This is a genomic window from Bacillus sp. EB V-12, assembly GCF_056158125.1.
In genome coordinates, this window is record NZ_JBUXJL010000003.1 from 182,453 (window position 1) to 200,776 (window position 18,324).

Sequence of the window (18,324 nt, forward strand, 5' to 3'; positions counted from 1 at the left end):
ATAAACACTCTATCGGAGGGACAAACTTTGAAATCACCTATTCTTTCATATTTCATCTTATTTTTTGGTGTATTCGCCTTATCAACTTCAGCAATCTTTGTAAAATTGGCAGATGCTCCTGCGACAATCATTGCTTTTTACCGATTATTCTTTGCCACACTAATCCTGTTACCGTTATTACTATTTAATAAAAATAGTCGAAATGAGCTAAAAACTTTAACGAAAAAACAATGGACATTCGGATTCATATCTGGGCTATTTTTAGCTGCACATTATGTACTATGGTTTGAATCATTACAATATACTTCTGTAGCAAGCTCTACAGTTATCGTAACGTTACAACCTTTGTTCTCAATGATTGGTGGTTATTTTTTATTTAAGGAAAGATTTACGAAAGGAGCGGTTATTGGTTGCCTCATCGCTATTTCAGGTAGTATCATCATTGGCTGGCAAGACTTCCAAATTAGTGGAGAAGCTTTATATGGAGATATTTTAGCATTTATTGCTGCCGGTATCATTACTGCTTATTTTTTCATTAGCCAACACGTTCGTAAAGATTTGTCACTTATACCCTATTCAGTAATTAGTTATGGAAGTAGTGCTGGCTTTCTTGGCATATTTGCTTTCACGCAACAAGAATCTTTCATCCATTACTCTACACAAACTTGGTTGTGCTTTATTGGATTAGCTTTCATTGCTACAATTTTAGGACAAACCATTTTTAATTGGTTATTAAAATGGATGAGTGCTACTGTAATTTCAATGAGTATTTTAGGTGAAACAATTGGCACTTGTATACTAGCGTACTTTATATTACATGAGACCATTTCTTTACAACAAGGACTAGGAATTACCGTTATTTTTATTGGTTTAGTATTATTTTTATTGCAGCCAAGTTCTAATAAAAAAGCATGACAGTATACTGTCATGCTTTTACCTATTCATTATGTACAATTAAACCATTCGGTCTAAAACGACTCATCATAATTTCATTAATAAACTTTCCATGAGCTTTCAAATTCCCTATCTTTACTCCCTCTTCTACAAATCCAAATTTTTCATATAAAGCTTTTGCTTTTGGATTCGTTTCTAACACACCTAGTTCTACTCTCTCTAACATTAACCAATTATCAGCCAGATCAAGCATCTTCGTAAGAAGTGCTCTCCCAATTCCTTTATTATGATATTCACTGTCTACTCCAATGAATAAATCGCCTGAATGAGATCTTCGGCCCGGACTTTGTGTTAAACCTACAAACCCAACAACTTCTCCATCATGTTCTGCAACAAATTCAAATTGATTTGGTGCTAAATTTCGAATTCTATTTTCCATAGCTTCTACACGCATGCTAGGTAAGAAAACCATATACGGTAAAACGTCATCCTGTATACATATACGATGAATTGCTCTAGCATCTTGTATTTCTACTGCTCTAACGTTGATTCCCATCTTTCTCTCCTCCATATAAATAACAATATATTTGTGTGTATTCTAGAAACGTTCACGAATGACCTTCTCGCCCGTATTTCTTTATGTCATTTTTACATAATTATTTCGATATAATACTTGATTTCCAAAAATATTAACGACTATATGGATTTGGTTAACTTTTCACCTTGTTATATAAATCAAGCAAATTTTCAATCAGAATACCATTTAGTTTCATGCCGACTATATCACAATTTTCTATTTCAATATTTTTCAGATTACTATTACTTATAGTGCTACCTTCCAAATCACATTTATCGAATACAATAGGTTCCTTCTCATCTCCGAGACTTGTATTTTTAAATTGCACTCCACCTAAAGTCACCAAATTAAATTTACTGCCAGAAAGATTTAAATCTGCATATGATGACCTTCTAAAATTTATATTTCTAAACTTGGATTGACTTACATTACAATTACTCATATTCATATTCATTATATTGCTACCAACAAATGAACTGTTTTTTAAATTCACTTGATAATACTCTGTATTTGCTAAATTACAGTTTTCGTATTGACTATTTTTCATATCTTTATTTGTAACTACACTCGCTTTGTTTGAGCTTGTTTTTATTCTTTTCACGTAACAATACTCATCTTCCGATTCAAAAATCATTTGGTAACCCATCTTTTTATAAAAGTGATGATTGTTAATTTGTCTACTAGATGTTTCGAGATCCCAAATCTTTATGTTCGGATATTCCTTTTCTATTAATTTCATAACATGTGATCCAATTCCTTTTCCTTGATAAACAGGATCTACAAAAATACGATCAATTCGACCGTACGACTTACCAGAAATCGTAACTATTATCCCTCCGATTATTTCTTTATCCATTACAACTTTGAAAGAATCCAATTCTTCAATGGAATATTCCATCATTTCAACTGAAGAATATCCTGGCGGTTGAATGTTATAATCAATGACATCATCTTGGCCGTATAGCCATTGTTTTGCTTCTGCATCAAATGTTCTTTTCATTATTTCTGTTAATTTCTCAGCATCTAAAATTGTAGCTTTTTCTATAGATATTTTCGTCATTTTCGTTTTCCCCTTCATTATTACAAACCAACCATTTTTGTGAATGGCATAATTATCAATTCACTTTATTACCCCCTATTAAAACATTTATATCCTTATTTTTTTAAAAACAAAGAAAATCAACACTAATCACCCTATATTTTCCACGATTACTTAGTATTAATGAATAATAAAAAGAGACCATGTAATATAAACATGTTCTCTTCTTTTATTCATTTTCAATTTTATCCCGCTATTTGCCGGGCAGTAGGACCCCCACCTCAAAATTCAGCGAAAGCAAAGAAATTAGGTGGGGGTCGGGCTAATAATCAGCGGGGGCTGACACCCCACTGATTAAAGTTTCACTTTATATAATTAAAAATTAGATATTACTTAAGCCACTCGTTGCAAGTATTACTTAACTGCTGTAAGTCTTCTATAAATTGACTCCCATCATATCCATCACAAACCGAATGATGTACTTGTAATGAAACTGGTAGCATAACCTTGTTTCCTTCGTTAAAATATTTCCCACAAGTTATAATTGGCAATAGAAAATTTTCATCATTATTAATATTAAGATTAAATCCAGTAAAACTAATCCAAGGTATGCTAGAAATCGGAAATACATTAGGCGGAATATTTTCTTTCGTGAAAAGACCATGAACATTAGCATAGCATCTCATATCGTCTTCATAATTATTATAGAAAGTGCGGAAATCACTTGAATAATCCGTCCATATACTTGAAAAAGACTTATCATCTTTATGAAAGATTGTATAACTCGGTATCATTTCCTCCCAATAGCCTAAAACTCCTTCATCGTTAAAACATGTTCGAAATTTTTTATGATTATTTACTACTCTAGAAATTAAATATATAAAAACGGGATAAAATTTTATTCCCTTTTGATATACTTCCCCTAATAACATCGTGATATCAACATTCACAGTCATACTAAATGTACATTTCAACTTTAAATAATGCTCAAAATACTGCTCTCTATTCCAATCTTCTCTATCAATTACATGGAACTTCATTCTAATAGCCTCCTAAAATTTTCTTTTTATTTTAGAAGGCTAATTCCCTTGCTTTCACCATAATTGTTCACTCCTAACAGTGTACATTTCACCCTAATTATTTATTTAATTATATAACATATGTAAGAATCAATTCACATATTTCTGGAAATACATCCACATACTATAGATAAATCAAATGAAATTTGGAGGATACATACATGAATGACAAAAATATGAATAAAAAAGAAAATGTTATTGATAACGCTACATCTATTCAAAATAATAATACTGCAAACCTTACTATCGAAGAACAAGCAATGAACGGCTTATACGGAATGCCCGAAACAACAATTGAAGATGCTGATCACGCTGCAGCTGATGATTTAACTTCAAAAAATTAATTAACTACATTGAAAAAAGCCAAGGAAAATATCCTTGGCTTTTTTAACTATGCATCCACCTTTTGTATTTCTTCACTCTTTCTTGAAAGTTTACCTGGCCAAAAAGCAAATCGGCCTAACACAACTGTAATTGCGGGTACAAGTAACGGTCTTACGATAAATGTATCTAGTAATACGCCAATTGCAGTTACAATACCAAATTGAACTAATACTTGAATTGGAAGTGTACCTAACACTGCAAAAGTTCCTGCTAAAATTAAACCTGCCGATGTAATAACACTACCTGTTTGTATTACACCATTTTTTACTGCATCCAAGTGATTTTGTGTCTTTCTGTTTTTCCATATTTCTGAAACCATAAAGATATTATAATCTTCACCTAAAGCAACTAAAAATACGAATGCGTACAACGGTATCGCACCTTGAATGGCCGGCGCTCCCATACCGTAATGAAGTAATATCCATCCTGCTCCTAACGCTGAGAAGAATGATAAGACAACAGTTACAATTAAATAAACCATTGCAACAACCGATTGTAAATAGACAAGTAATAGTAAAGCGATAATGCTAATCATTACTGGAATAATTACTGATTCATCACGTTCAGTAATTTGCTTTGTATCATATAATGAAGCTGTTTCTCCACCAATCCACAATTGCTCTTCAGCATTACTAATCCCAGCATCTTTTAATACTTTTTCTACACTGTTTTTCAATTTAGGGATTTGATCTAATGCTTCAATTGCGTATGGATTTTCTGCTAAAGAAACTTCATACATTTTTATTTGCTTATTTTCTTTTCCCTCTTTTGGCTCTTTCACTGTATTTACGAAAGAAAATTTCTCTAGTTCTTGTTTAATAGGAAGCTCTTTTCCTTTCGTATCAACAACAACTTTTATTGGTGCTAGTTCACCAGCTGAAAAATGATCACTAATTAACGTAAAACCTTCGCGTGAAGGCATATCTTTTGGAAACGACTCTAATAAGTCATATGTGTATTGAATACGTGGTACGAATGAAGCCAATCCACCTAATACAAATACAGTTAGCATAATTATTGTCCATGGTCTTCGTACTACAATATCTCCAAGTTTTTTACTAAAGGAGCCTTTTGATTTTTTAACTTTTACAGCCCTCTTTTTCTTTCTTGCAAACTCCTCATTCATTGAAGTTGTTCTCGGTATAAACGGGAAAAATGCAATTCTACCGAAAATTAATAATAGTGCTGGTAAAATCGTTAAAGCCGCGATTCCCATTATAAATACAGCAACACTAAATGGTACTGCAAATCGATGAAAGGCACCATAATGAGCAAGTAGTAATGTTCCTAATCCAAGTACAACAGTTAACGCACTCATTATTATTGCACCGCCAGATGCTTTAATCGCAAGTTGCAATGCTTTATATTTACTTTCTTCTTCTAACAAGTACTCTCTATATCTCGAAATTAAAAATAGACAATAGTCCGTTCCAGCGCCAAACAATAATACTGTCATAATTGATATCGCTTGGGCATCTACTTTAATCCATCCGTGATCAGCTAAAAAACCGAGTGTAGGACTAATAATACCGTATGCAAAGCCAACAACAAGTATAGGTAAAATCGCTAAAATTGGTGAACGATACAGTAAAATTAACAAAACTAACACTAGTAGTACAGTAGCCACTAACAATTTCACATCTGCTTGACTAAATAAACTAACTGCATCCGTTTGAATACCTACAGGTCCTGATAATCGAACATGTAAACCAGATTCACTTATTTTTTGTTTAAATGGATCTTCATCCACCTTACTATTCACTATTTTTCTAAACTCTTCAAGATTTCCTTTTAATATATCCGTACCAGCAGATTTATTAAAAAATACCGGTGTAACAAATGATGTACCATCTTTTGACGCACTTTTTAATAATACTTGCTCTGGGATTGTATCAAATGATGGTAACGTTGATTGTTCTTTTAAAGGACTAGATTTTAACTCTTTATAAACATCTTGTATGAGTTTATAATCCTGTGACTGTAATCCACCATCTCTATACCATACTACTAACAATGGATTCCCTGCATTATTCGGAAACTCTTTTTTCATAAGCGCTTCCGCTTGCTGTGACATAGCTGTTTCAGGTAAATTTTTCGGATTCGGTTCTTTCGTACTGTTTACTTGTGGTAACGTAAATGAAAGTAATAATGTAATAAGAACCCACACCGATAAAGTGATCCACTGCGTATTTCTCCCTGCTACAAGCCTCCCTAACATATGTAACGGGTGCTTTTTCATAAAAACCCACCTTCCTTTTTTCCTCCATTATTAATTATATATACTGGTCGGTTAATTAATCAAGAATGATTGAAAATTATGTTATAATTATCTCAATCATAAATGTCAGGAGCGAATGTATTTGGAACAAAAACAACGTCCTCTCGGAAGGCCGCGTCAAAATAAAAATACAAAATCTACAAAAGAAACCATTTTAGAAGTAGCAACCCGCTTATTTCTTACACAAAATTATCAAGTCGTTTCTATGGATGAGGTCGCAAAAGTTTGTGGTGTTACGAAAGCTACTGTCTACTATTACTATTCAACAAAAGCCGATTTATTTACCGCTACTATGATCGAAATGATGGTACGTATACGTGAGAATATGTCTCAAATACTCTCTACAAACAAAACTTTAGAAGAAAGATTATTAGACTTCGCTAAAGTTTACTTACACGCAACGATGGATATTGATATGAAAAATTTTATGAAAGATGCAAAACTGTCGTTATCTGAAGAACAATTGAAACAATTAAAAAATGCTGAAGATAATATGTATGAAGTACTAGAAAAAGCACTCGATAATGCGATGCACATCGGAGAAATTCCGAAAGGAAACGCTAAATTTGCGGCTCATGCTTTCGTATCTTTATTATCTATTGGGAATTTTAAAGATGAAAATCACAATCCTATTCTTGCAAATATAGATGAATTAGCACAAGAAATCGTTTCTTTTTATTGGAACGGATTAGGTCATTCATATTAAACTGATTTGCTTTAATAAAAGAGCATGTTTGAATTTTTTCAAACATGCTTTTTTATCATTTAAGTGTTTTATTTATATACCAACAATTAGACTACACTTTAGCATCCATTATTAAAAAATTATTATCTTTACCTTTTACAAATTTTGAAGTTGAACATTTATATTCTCCTTACTTAATCCCCCATGGTAACAAACTACAGATTCAATATCTAGATTTAAATACTTCTTCAAAGACTGCCGTGCTTCCATAATATTTAAAGTTGTTGGGGCATGAACTCCTCCTAACACTCCATTCACACTATACATCGAGTCTCCAGCGACAAGAATTTTACTTTGTTTCAAATATAAACTAATATGCCCCGGAGTATGCCCTGGAGTATGGAGAATTAGTATTCCACCGCAATACGGAAGTTCTTGCCCGTCAATCACAGTGTCACTCACTTTTCCTTTTGGTCGGTTCTCTATATTTCCATCTTTCAATAAAGGTAAATCCCCCTCGATATATGGCTTATCTAGTTCGTGCGCATAAACTTTAATATTACTTCGACAGCGCTGCAACAATTCCGGAAGACTACCTATATGATCAATATCCTGATGCGTCAAAATCACGAATTTTAACTTATCAAATGATACCCCAACCTTTTCCATCTCTACTTGTATATCTTCAATTTGTCCTGGGAAACCCGTATCTATTAATACTGCCACTTCATCATTCCATAAAAGAATTGGATGAATAACAAATTCTTAAAATTTAAGTTGTAACATTTCTATCCCTTTAGCAATCTCCATACAACCATTCTCCTTTATGTTGAAGTTTGAAAATATGTACGAGTAAACTGAAAATATAAAGTGAAACTTTAATCCGTGGGGCTTTTACTACTCGGCAAATAGTGGGATAAAGCACCTCTATCTTATAATATGTTTTGTCATCCCAATAGAGAATGCTTCAAACCCTATAGATTCATAGTAAGATTGCAATTTTTCTACACACATAAGTTGTGGAATAACCTTGTTTTGTTCACAGTGTTGGATTAATCGTTCCACTATTTCTCTCCCAATACCAATGGACTGATATTTTGGCAATACACCAACTCCACAAATAATGCCTGTTATGACTCTATCTGATATGACACGCCCCATCCCTACTAACCTCTTATCATCAAAAACATAAATTGCATACCAACTTTGCTTACACATTCGTTCTAACTCGTTAACCGTTAATTTAAGAGAATTCCATCCTAAAGATTCGTATAAGGATAATAATCCATTAAAATCTGTAGGATGTTCACTTGTGTAGCGTATACTATTTCCCATGTAAATACTCCCTATTCTCTGGCTTGTTTATATTTCATAAAATTCCCTTTACACAAATCTGATCGATGTAAAAATAACTAGAACAAACTTCAATAAGAAAGATAGAATTCCTTCTCAATATAAAATAAAAAGAAGTTATCTCACTTAAGATAACTTCTTTTTATATAAGACTCTCATTATATTATTAACCAAAAAATATACAACTGCATACGATTAGCACAAACAAAACTAATAAACCATTTGAGAAATAACCCATTGAATACTACCCCTTTATTAAATTATGTAAAAGATTTTATCATAAAATGATTTACAACTTAATAACTGAAAAAGACATTGTATTCATTAGTTATATATGTTTAGTAATATTTTATTTTCGGTTATATTCTCGTTCCCTGAAAGTGCTTATCATACTCTTCTACTTCAGTTCATATAAGTTCAAAATATTAAATAATAAGTAAAAAAGACCTCCACCTTACGAGATCTTTTTTACTTATTTTCCAAATACACTAATTGATTCTTCCTCAATTACAAGTAAACAATTAGCATATTACATGATTTAATATCCCAATAGCCAATTCAACTCTATTAATTCGGTTCGACCTTAATATCCCCCTTTTATTCCAAAAACTCAATAATCGTTTCACAGACTTTATCCATCTCCTCGATATCTGGGAAATGTCCACTATTTTCAAATATAACAAGTTTACCATTTTTCAATTGTCTCGTTATTCTATAACTCATTCCTACACCCGTGTTATAGTCATGCGCTCCAACTATGACACACGTATCAATTTCTAAACCTTTAATACGCTCAATAAGCGGTAAAGATGCTTTTGTTCCAAAAATAACTTTGCTCATCTTCCCTGTATTACTTAACTGACCTTCCTCCCAAAGACTCCGATTTAGCTTTGCAAATTCTTCATTTTTAAACAATAGTCGATCTACATTTTCTGTATCAACTATACTCCAAACTTGATTATATTTTTCTTTTAGCGCAATTTTCGACTTACTTATTTTCAATATTTGTTCTTTCATTTCCCCTTTCGTTACTTGTAGAAAACCTTCTATCTGCACAGTATACATATCATTTAAAACATCTAACGATGGTGCTTGTAATACCATTTGTTCAACATTTCTTGGATATTTCAAAGCATACTCTAAACAAAGTTGTCCACCAAAAGAATATCCTAACAAATTTATCTTCTCTACATGTAATTGCTTTCTTAATTCCTCTAAATCTTCGACTAGAGTATTGATTGAGTACTCACTGTCATCTTGTGGTGCCTCACTTCGTCCGCAACCTCTTTGTTCGTAATAAACTACAGTCATATTTCCTTCTAACTTCAAACCAAGCGTTCTTTCGAATACATAATGATTACCACCTGGACCACCATGTACTATAATAAGAGGGACTGTATTATGAGCTGTCCCTGCAACTTTACACCAATGCATAATCCCATTGATTTTCAAATAGTGTATACCATCTTGCAACATTAACTGATTCATTTATCCTCTCTCCTCATCGCTCACTTATTACTATCTAAATGTATAAGTTCTGACCATTTACACTTTTCCCCTTTATATTCTTTAGACACTATCCTCATTTATATGAATAGCTTTCTTATTCAAAAATAGATTTTTAAAAATTCCTACTCCCACAATTAATAAACCTATACCAACTAATTTATTTACTTGTAATGGAACACTCTCCATTCCAAATAATCCGAATGTATCAATGCATAACGCAACGACCAATTGAGTAATAAGACTAATTAGCACCGTATATGCTGGGCCTAAGCTCTTTATTGCACCCATTATACAAATAATTAACCCGATACCAAACAGTCCACTTACATAAAACAAATAATTTGTAGTATACACTTTAATGTTAATACTGTTTTCTGTAATGATATAAAATAGAATAGAACTAATGAGACCTATTCCAAGGACACATGTAGTTGTTAACCACTGTCCTACATTTTCATTTACTTTTGCATTAAAAACAGATTGTACGCTAATTAATATTCCTGCTAATATAGCTAAACTAAATCCAATCAAAATCTTCCTCTCCCTTTCATTGCTCATATATATTATCTTTAGCGACTTCCTTCATTCTAGAAAAATCTTTAATTACAATAACTCCATTACTCTTTTCAATTAGTTTTTCATTATAAAATCTTTGTAATACCCGAATTACGTGCCTATAACTTACCCCTATAAAATCTGCAATACTCGTTACTGAAGTTGCATCCAAATCCCCTTTATACATATTCCCGTTACTATCTGTTGAAATTGAAAGCAAATAACTAGCTACACGTACTTCTACAGGATAAAGTAAATTAAGAGCAGTAAAACGAGTCGATATTTTTAACGTGTTGGCAATGTTTTCAAGCAAGAACTTCATAAATATAGGATCATGTAATAACTTGTTTCTAATAACCGTATTAGAAATAGAGATTGCTACAACATCTGAACAAGCTTCAACGACATTATGTGCTTTGCTATTTTGAATTAATTCAATATCACCAACAATGGCAAATGGATTGATAAAGCGAAGGATTAGTTTCTTCCCTTCAGGTGTAATCGTGTAAACTTTTACTTTACCTTTAACAACAAAATATAAACGATCCATTTCGTCATCTATATTGCAAATAAGCTCGCCTTTTTCAAAGTGATTTAATTGAAAATAAGCTGTATCTATTTCTGAAAAAATCTCGAGCGTTTTATTGGTTCTCAAATAATGCTTAATTAAAGCTGATTTATCCTCCATATTCATTTCTCCTTTCATTTACATATTAAATACAACAATACCTATAATCATTACTATTGTTCCCACAATATGATATCTCTCCATCTGTATCTTTTTTATATGAAACAGTCCTTTCATTTCAATAACTGTTGCCGTTAACAATTGAGCAACCATTAGTGTGCCAGCTGTCAATGTAACTCCTAGTGAATATATCGCCATCGTTTCTGCACAAATAATGAATCCACCAAATGCACCCGCTGCTAAATATACTTTTTTCACACTCTTTAAATCTGTTACTTTCTCTTCTTTCTTTAACAAAAATACAGTTGTTGCAATAATGAATCCAATTAAATGGGTTATAATACTCGTCGACCATATACCGATATGTGAACTAAGTTTCGCATTAAAGGTTCCTTGAAGTGTTATAAATATCCCCGCAAAAACAGCAAATATAATACCTTTCAAAAAATCATCTCCTCATCCTTTATTTCTGACTTAATTAAAAACCATCATCCTATAATCGCAAAAGGACAAATGTCACATCACTATGAAAATAACTTGGAATGAACAAAAAACACACCTCAAAAATGCGAGATGTGTTTATGTTAATTATTAATATATAAAGTTTTATAAATTTAAATTACGCTACATTAAAAGATTTCTTTTTCATAACAAACTTTGCAAATAAGAAACGTACAAGCGGTCCCATAATAATTAATTGTAATGGATATGCCATTATGAAATTTTTAATAAAAATCGAAAAATAAATTGAAACAAATGAATCTCCTTTTAGTCCACCATGTAAATGCATCATAGCCATACCGAAAAATGACATAAAGAACACCATTCCAATTACCATAGTTGTCGCCATTGCAACGATAATATTTATTTTCTTAGATTTATCAAATGGCAACATGAATACAATTTTTTTCGCACAAGGTCCAACTATAAATATTTCAATTAATAGCGCAATAATAAAGCCAATTAATAGTTCTAATGCAATCTCTTTAATATAAATTGATCCTCCTGTTTCATTCATTAGTAAATTGTAAAACGTCATTACGATAACCATTCCAAGGCACATCATCATGCCAAATTGGAGGTTTTCCTTTCTTGTTGTTGGCAAATTTAATCATCCTCTCTCTTTGAGTCTTTGTCATTATATCGACATTGCCCCCCCCTTCGTAAGTGAACATTTTGTGAACAAATTTAAAACGTTTTCATGTATTTTCTTTACTTTCAACTCAAATTCTCACTTTTACTTATAAAGGTTTTATATATTTCAATGTTGAATTACTAAATTTAACATTGCATTACATTATTACTAGGAGGATAACCATGAATGAAGCAGAATTTTACGCATATCACATCGTAACAAGGAAAAAAATGCATATCGGACAAATCATTCCTTTTAACAAAAATCAACACAATACTCTATACCATTTCTTTTTTGAAAGAGAACAATTAAATGCTAATGGTGAAGATAGCATACAAATTTTAAATAAACACTATAAAAATAACGAATTACATATAAATAATGAAAATGCTAAAGTAGTTATGAATTATATGGATCAAACAATTAGAGCAGTTAGAGAAACAATTGTAGAAATGGTTAGACTACAAGAATTCCCTGAATACCCTTCCAGATTATCTTGTTTATACGCTGCTAAAAGCTATGAGGATGCTTTGAAATGGAGAGCGCTATTTGATTCTTACAATCGAGAAGTTTTGCAGATTGTTAAACTACGAGTAATCGGAAGTTCTTTTGAAGGTGACGGGAATCTTTTACCGAAAGAAGATGGTATTCCTTTTTCTCAAAAAATCGAACAAGCTAGAGAGTATTGGAAAGGAAATATTAGAAATGAGCTTCCTGAGCTACTGATTAATGGAGAAATTGAAGTGGTGGAAATTATTGATGACTTCTCCTCAATTCATATTTAATTTCTAACTAAATCATATAGGATGGAGATTACAATGAAGAAAAAAGTGTACTTCAATCATGATGGCGGCGTAGATGATTTAATTTCATTATTTTTATTACTTCAAATGGAAAACGTTGAACTTACCGGTGTATCTGTTATCCCAGCAGACTGCTATTTAGAACCCGCAATGTCTGCCAGTCGTAAAATTATCGATCGTTTCGGCAAAGGTAATATTGCCGTAGCCGCTTCAAACTCTCGCGGGCAAAACCCGTTTCCGAAAGACTGGCGGATGCATGCATTTTATGTAGATGCTTTACCAATTTTAAATGAGTCTGGAAAAGTTGTAACACCCGTGGTGGCAAAGCCTGCACATCACCATTTAATAGAAACACTTCTACAAACGGAAGGAAAAACAACTTTATTATTTACCGGGCCCCTAACTGACCTTGCTCGTGCATTATATGAAACTCCCATCATCGAAGATAAAATTGAACGTCTCGTTTGGATGGGTGGTACATTTCTTACAGCAGGCAATGTACATGAACCAGAGCATGATGGAACAGCTGAGTGGAATTCGTTTTGGGACCCTGAAGCAGTGGCTCGTGTATGGGATGCACAAATTAAAATCGACTTAGTGACACTAGAAAGTACAAACCAAGTTCCGTTAACTATAAACATACGTGAACAGTGGGCAAAAGAACGAAAGTATATTGGTATGGATTTCCTTGGTCAATGCTATGCAATGGTTCCCCCTCTCGTTCACTTCTCAACGAACTCTACCTACTATTTATGGGATGTACTAACTACCGCGCTTGTCGGAAACACTAACCTTGCAAAAACTGAAACAATTAATAGTATTGTTCATACATACGGACCAAGCCAAGGACGTACAGAGGAAACTACTAATGGACGACCTGTAAATGTCGTTTACGATGTAAAACACGATGTTTTCTTTGAATATATTACTAAATTAGCTAAAAAAGCTGCTACTTGAAACCTCAATAACACGAAAAAAATTTATTAAGAATGATATACTTTAATTAATATAACATGAGGTGATAAGATGGATTATGAGTTACTAAAAGAACGAATAGAAATTATAACTTCTAGAATTAAATACATAGGTGGTGAAGTTCAAGAAGTTTATATAGATGAACCATCTTCCCTTGAACAAATAATCCAAGTAGAAGAAAAACTGGATATTAAACTACCAAATAGCTTCAAAAAAGTACTTTTAGAGTTCTCAGGAAATTTTAGCTTACGCTGGTTTTTACCTGACGATGTAGAGCTACCAAATGAATTTACTGATATTTTTTGCGGAACACCCCACTGGAGTTTAGAAAGTCTTTCTAAATTCGAAAAAGAACGTAAAGACTTGGTTGACGAGTTTTTTTCAAATTTAGATGATGAATATGATGTAGTTTGGCACAACAAATTAGCATTTTGTGAAGTGGGAAATGGAGATTATTTAGCATTTGATATGAAAGATGATATAGATGCTCCAATAATTTACCTAAGCCACGACGATGGAGAAGGACATGGGTATAAGATTGCGAATAATTTCATTGAATTCATTGAGAATTGGTCAAGAGTAGCTTTTGTAGGATGCGAAGATTGGCAGTGGTTACCTTTCACTACCAGTTTTGAAAGTGGTATAAATCCAGATGATGAACCAGCCAAAAAATTTAGAAATTGCTTGGGACTTAATATTTAAAAGAGTATTGAATTAAATTTCAATACTCTTTTTGTGCAATTTAATTATATTTGATTAATGTAGTGTCTTACAGATTATTCATTTCATAACCATTGACAAAATACGTTATTGTTTCTAACTCATCTTCATTTAATTCTCTATCTAGTTCTTGTTTGTACGCTGCCTTTATCTTCTCTTCATCGCCCTTATGAGCTTCTGTATAAGTTCCTACTGCTTTTAACAAGCGAATCTCTTGTAAAAACTCCTCTCGATTTATCGCTTTCCCATGAGAAAGAATATATGTCTCAGCATCAAATTTTTCTAATTCATCTATTAATGCAAACGTTCTTTTCGTCGTATAGTTCCACTTCGAGGAAAAAATATCTGCATATATACAGTCCCCTAAAAACAATATCTTTTCTTCTTTTATGTACATAACAACTGAATCATGTGCATGATCTCCGCCCACATGTTTTAACACGCATGTCACCTCACCAAGATCTAATTCCATTTGATCCTGGAACGTTAAGGCCGGAGGAATAATGTTAATATTTCTCGCTTTTTCTTCAAACTCTTTCTTGATGCAATCCGCACAAAATTCAATTTCAGTACCCTCTTTTACGCGTGCATCCAACGCTTCATCTGTCCATTCATAAGATACTATTGTCTGCATTTCTTTTTTCGTTTCAGCGTGCGAAATAGTTAATGCATTCCGTAATACAGATAATCCAAAAATATGATCCCAATGCCAATGCGTTAGTGCTACAAAATCAGGATTTGATACATTTTGTTCTTTTAACATTTCTAAAAATAATTGTGCATGTTCTTCTGAATTCCCTGCATCGATCATTAACGTTTTTTCTTTTCCAACAACCATTCCTAATATAGGTCTATCTGTTTCAGAAACAGGTGTCATATACCAAAATGAGTTTCCTATTTTTTTAATTTGTTGCATAACCAATTCCCCTTTTCATTTCCTCACTTAAGTTTAATATATAGATTATAACGAATCACTACTTTTTTCTCTATACTCAAACACAATTACTTGGACTAATCTAACTTTTCTTTTCGTAAGCTAAAAATAAGGGAATAGAATCGGAGTGTGATACTATGGAACGTTTATGGATCCCAATGATTGTAACATTTTTTTCGTTCGGTGGATTGCTATTAGGCGGTGCTGTTGGAGTAGCAACACGCCAACTCATTGAAGAAAAGATGCATCGTTTATACGCATTATGTGTCGGTATTTTGTTTGGGTTATTGTCACTTGAAATTATTCCTGAAACATTTTCAAGCTATGAAATGATTGGACCTATACTTGGTATAGCTATCGGTATTTTAGTTATGGGCTTATTAGATAACTATTGTCACCATCCAATGATACATAAAAAAGATCAACAAGCATGGCAAACCTTTCTTTTTCTCTCTTTCGCTATATTTATTCATAATATACCGAGTGGATTTGCGTTAGGTACAGCTTTTATAAATCATAATGACTCTGCCATTCCCTTTTTAATAGCAATCGTCGTTCACCATATTCCAGAAGGATTAGCTTTAATTATTCCATTTCTTTTTACAAAACATAAATATATTTCCTTTTTATTAACAACTTTATTACTTTCTCTTATTCTCGGTACTGGCACAGTTTTTGGCATTTTGATGGAAGGAAAAGCTCTTCACCTGCAAGGCCTCATTATGGGAAGTGCTATTGGTTCACTTGGATATGTCACAATTCATGAAATGCTTTGGAAAGCTAAGAAACAGCTCTCTTTCCTTACATTTCTAATGTGGGCAACTAGTGGTTTTTTACTAATAACAGTGTTCACTTTATTCGCTGGTCATCATTAAAGTTGCTAAAGTGAAACTTTTGTTCCTCCCACACTGATTCTTGGATTACAAATAACCAGATAAATTTTCTTATTTGTATATTTTTCCTATTTTTCCAAAACATAATGTTATCTACCTATTATAAGGAGGAACAATTATGTTTGGGAAAACAGCCGGTGAAGCATTAGTTGATTTATTAATTGACTGGGGAGTAGAACACATATACGGCATGCCTGGAGATTCCATTAATTCTATCATTGAAGCTTTAAGAAAAAAACAAGATAAAATTAAATTCATTCAAGTTCGCCATGAAGAAGCTGGTGCATTAGCAGCGGCTGCCTATGCGAAATTAACAGGAAAACTTGGCGTTTGTATGGCAATTGCAGGACCTGGTGCTATTCATTTATTAAATGGTTTATATGATGCGAAACTCGATAAAGCCCCTGTTCTAGCAATTTCAGGTCAAGTAGAAACCGATTTACTTGGAACGGACTTTTTCCAAGAAGTAAATTTAGAAAGAATGTTTGATGATGTTGCGGTTTATAACCAGCGTATTATGTCAGCAGAGCAACTACCTGCCGTAGTGAATCAAGCAATTCGAATGGCTTATACGAAAAAAGGTGTATCCGTTCTTACAATTCCAGATGATGTCCCTAAATTCGAAGTAAAAAATGGTGCCCGTGTTACAAATACTTCTTTTACTTTGCCTGAGTTGTTTCCACAAAAAAACGATTTAGATGCAGCGAAACTCGCAATAAATGAAGCGAAAAGGCCTGTGATTTTAGCTGGAAAAGGAACAAAACATGCGAGAGAATCTTTACTTGCATTGGCAGAACATATTGGTGCTCCAATCGTACTTACATTACCAGCTAAAGGAATTATTCCTGATGAACACCCTCTTTGTATTGGTGGATTAGGATTAATTGGAACGAAACCTTCTTATGAAGCAATGAAGCATGCAGATACTTTAATTATGGTCGGTACTTCTTATCCGTTCACCGGCTTCTTACCTGAAAAAGCAAAAACAATTCATATCGATACAGATCCTGCCCAAATCGGGAAACGTTATGCGACAGATATTGGTTTAGCTGGTGATGCTGATAAAACATTACGATGGTTAATTGAAAATGTTGAAGAACACACAGACCATTCCTTCTTAGAACATCACCAAGAAATGATGAAAAAGTGGGAAGAAAAATTACACGATCAAGAAGAAGACTCTTCCATTCCAATTAAACCACAACGCGTTATGCATGCTCTGCAGCAAGTAGCACATGATGACGCAATTCTATCAGTCGATGTCGGAAATGTAACAGTATGGACCGCAAGACACTTCCGTATGACAAACCAGCAATTTGTCATTTCTAGCTGGCTCGCAACACTTGGTTGCGGTTTACCTGGTGCTCTTGCTGGAAAAATTGCATTCCCGGATAAACAAGTATTTGCAGTTTGTGGTGATGGCGGATTTGGAATGACGATGAATGACTTCGTAACAGCTGTAAAATATAAATTGCCAATCGTTGTCGTCGTATTAAACAATAATAAAATTGCGATGATTAAATTCGAGCAAGAAGTTATGGGTAATATCGAATTCGAAACAGATTTAACGAACCCTGATTTTGCAAAATATGCAGAGGCGTGTGGAGGTATTGGATACCGTGTTGAGAATTTAGATGAACTCCTTCCCGCTTTCGAAAATGCAGTAAAACAAAATAAACCGTGTATTATTGATGTAGTTGTAGATGCTAACGAAGCACCAATGCCAGCAAAAATCACATTTGGTCAAGCCGCTGGTTATACGAAGCATATGATAAAAGAATTATTTGAAGAAGGTAAGATTGATTTACCTCCACTTTAAACGA

At 33.1% G+C, this 18,324-nt stretch carries 20 protein-coding genes; 8 read left to right on the plus strand and 12 right to left on the minus strand.

The genetic code is table 11. The features are described 5' to 3' along the window. Positions 1–27 precede the first annotated feature (27 nt). Complete coding sequence (locus ACZDYH_RS12485; protein ID WP_000841810.1) at positions 28–915, plus strand: DMT family transporter; 888 nt, start codon at positions 28–30, stop codon at positions 913–915. A gap of 22 nt (positions 916–937) precedes the next feature. Here the strand turns inward: ACZDYH_RS12485 and ACZDYH_RS12490 are convergent, their stop codons facing one another. The 3 genes from ACZDYH_RS12490 to catA form a co-directional block, all read right to left on the minus strand. Continuing rightward, positions 938–1,450 (minus strand): GNAT family N-acetyltransferase, encoded by a 513-nt coding sequence (locus ACZDYH_RS12490; protein WP_474886371.1) that lies wholly within the window; start codon positions 1,448–1,450, stop codon positions 938–940. Positions 1,451–1,604: 154 nt separating this feature from the next. Continuing rightward, on the minus strand, positions 1,605–2,549 hold the full coding sequence (locus tag ACZDYH_RS12495) for a GNAT family N-acetyltransferase (protein ID WP_043924656.1): 945 nt from the start codon (positions 2,547–2,549) through the stop codon (positions 1,605–1,607). A 350-nt stretch (positions 2,550–2,899) separates the two neighbouring features. Further along, complete coding sequence (catA, locus tag ACZDYH_RS12500) at positions 2,900–3,550, minus strand: type A chloramphenicol O-acetyltransferase (protein ID WP_049107686.1); 651 nt, start codon at positions 3,548–3,550, stop codon at positions 2,900–2,902. A 200-nt stretch (positions 3,551–3,750) separates the two neighbouring features. Between catA and ACZDYH_RS12505 the strand changes: the two genes are divergently transcribed. Further along, complete coding sequence (locus ACZDYH_RS12505; protein WP_049107687.1) at positions 3,751–3,933, plus strand: DUF4021 domain-containing protein; 183 nt, start codon at positions 3,751–3,753, stop codon at positions 3,931–3,933. Between the two features lie 47 nt (positions 3,934–3,980). On the opposite strand, the gene ACZDYH_RS12510 is transcribed toward ACZDYH_RS12505, so the two are convergent. After that, positions 3,981–6,212 carry an MMPL family transporter gene (locus ACZDYH_RS12510; RefSeq protein WP_474886372.1) on the minus strand — a complete coding sequence of 744 codons (2,232 nt, stop codon included), beginning with the start codon at positions 6,210–6,212 and terminating at the stop codon, positions 3,981–3,983. A gap of 121 nt (positions 6,213–6,333) precedes the next feature. Here ACZDYH_RS12510 and ACZDYH_RS12515 point away from each other — a divergent pair, with 121 nt between their 5' ends. Continuing rightward, the gene (locus tag ACZDYH_RS12515) at positions 6,334–6,957 is read left to right on the plus strand and encodes a TetR/AcrR family transcriptional regulator (protein ID WP_000436025.1); all 624 of its coding nucleotides are present in this window, start codon (positions 6,334–6,336) and stop codon (positions 6,955–6,957) included. Between the two features lie 135 nt (positions 6,958–7,092). Here ACZDYH_RS12515 and ACZDYH_RS12520 read toward each other — a convergent pair whose 3' ends face one another. The 7 genes from ACZDYH_RS12520 to ACZDYH_RS12550 form a co-directional block, all read right to left on the minus strand. Next, on the minus strand, positions 7,093–7,692 hold the full coding sequence (locus tag ACZDYH_RS12520; RefSeq protein WP_474886551.1) for an MBL fold metallo-hydrolase: 600 nt from the start codon (positions 7,690–7,692) through the stop codon (positions 7,093–7,095). Positions 7,693–7,863: 171 nt separating this feature from the next. Continuing rightward, positions 7,864–8,271, minus strand: a complete 408-nt coding sequence (locus ACZDYH_RS12525) for a GNAT family N-acetyltransferase (protein WP_166694972.1) — start codon at positions 8,269–8,271, stop codon at positions 7,864–7,866. Between the two features lie 615 nt (positions 8,272–8,886). Beyond that, positions 8,887–9,777, minus strand: coding sequence for an alpha/beta fold hydrolase (locus tag ACZDYH_RS12530; protein ID WP_474886373.1), 891 nt, complete (start codon positions 9,775–9,777; stop codon positions 8,887–8,889). Positions 9,778–9,858: 81 nt separating this feature from the next. Then, positions 9,859–10,329: a DMT family transporter gene (locus tag ACZDYH_RS12535; RefSeq protein ID WP_000579025.1), complete on the minus strand. Its 471-nt coding sequence runs from the start codon at positions 10,327–10,329 to the stop codon at positions 9,859–9,861. Positions 10,330–10,345: 16 nt separating this feature from the next. Then, positions 10,346–11,041: a Crp/Fnr family transcriptional regulator gene (locus ACZDYH_RS12540; RefSeq protein WP_474886374.1), complete on the minus strand. Its 696-nt coding sequence runs from the start codon at positions 11,039–11,041 to the stop codon at positions 10,346–10,348. A gap of 18 nt (positions 11,042–11,059) precedes the next feature. Continuing rightward, a complete protein-coding gene (locus ACZDYH_RS12545; protein WP_006918615.1) occupies positions 11,060–11,485 on the minus strand; it encodes a DMT family transporter in 426 nt (141 codons plus the stop codon). A gap of 175 nt (positions 11,486–11,660) precedes the next feature. Further along, positions 11,661–12,146 (minus strand): DUF2798 domain-containing protein, encoded by a 486-nt coding sequence (locus ACZDYH_RS12550; protein ID WP_016122471.1) that lies wholly within the window; start codon positions 12,144–12,146, stop codon positions 11,661–11,663. A gap of 212 nt (positions 12,147–12,358) precedes the next feature. On the opposite strand from ACZDYH_RS12550, the gene ACZDYH_RS12555 reads away from it, so the two are divergent. The 3 genes from ACZDYH_RS12555 to ACZDYH_RS12565 all read left to right on the plus strand — a co-directional run bounded on the left by ACZDYH_RS12555 (position 12,359) and on the right by ACZDYH_RS12565 (position 14,656). Further along, the gene (locus ACZDYH_RS12555; protein WP_474886375.1) at positions 12,359–12,961 is read left to right on the plus strand and encodes a DUF2441 domain-containing protein; all 603 of its coding nucleotides are present in this window, start codon (positions 12,359–12,361) and stop codon (positions 12,959–12,961) included. 21 nt (positions 12,962–12,982) lie between these two features. Further along, positions 12,983–13,936: a nucleoside hydrolase gene (locus ACZDYH_RS12560; RefSeq protein ID WP_113303728.1), complete on the plus strand. Its 954-nt coding sequence runs from the start codon at positions 12,983–12,985 to the stop codon at positions 13,934–13,936. Between the two features lie 69 nt (positions 13,937–14,005). Then, complete coding sequence (locus tag ACZDYH_RS12565; protein ID WP_025709637.1) at positions 14,006–14,656, plus strand: SMI1/KNR4 family protein; 651 nt, start codon at positions 14,006–14,008, stop codon at positions 14,654–14,656. 67 nt (positions 14,657–14,723) lie between these two features. Here the strand turns inward: ACZDYH_RS12565 and ACZDYH_RS12570 are convergent, their stop codons facing one another. Then, positions 14,724–15,590 (minus strand): MBL fold metallo-hydrolase, encoded by an 867-nt coding sequence (locus ACZDYH_RS12570; protein ID WP_142384911.1) that lies wholly within the window; start codon positions 15,588–15,590, stop codon positions 14,724–14,726. Between the two features lie 155 nt (positions 15,591–15,745). Between ACZDYH_RS12570 and ACZDYH_RS12575 the strand changes: the two genes are divergently transcribed. Next, positions 15,746–16,483, plus strand: a complete 738-nt coding sequence (locus tag ACZDYH_RS12575) for a ZIP family metal transporter (RefSeq protein ID WP_474886376.1) — start codon at positions 15,746–15,748, stop codon at positions 16,481–16,483. Positions 16,484–16,619: 136 nt separating this feature from the next. Next, on the plus strand, positions 16,620–18,320 hold the full coding sequence (locus ACZDYH_RS12580) for a pyruvate oxidase (RefSeq protein ID WP_000467241.1): 1,701 nt from the start codon (positions 16,620–16,622) through the stop codon (positions 18,318–18,320). The last annotated feature ends 4 nt before the right edge of the window (positions 18,321–18,324 follow it).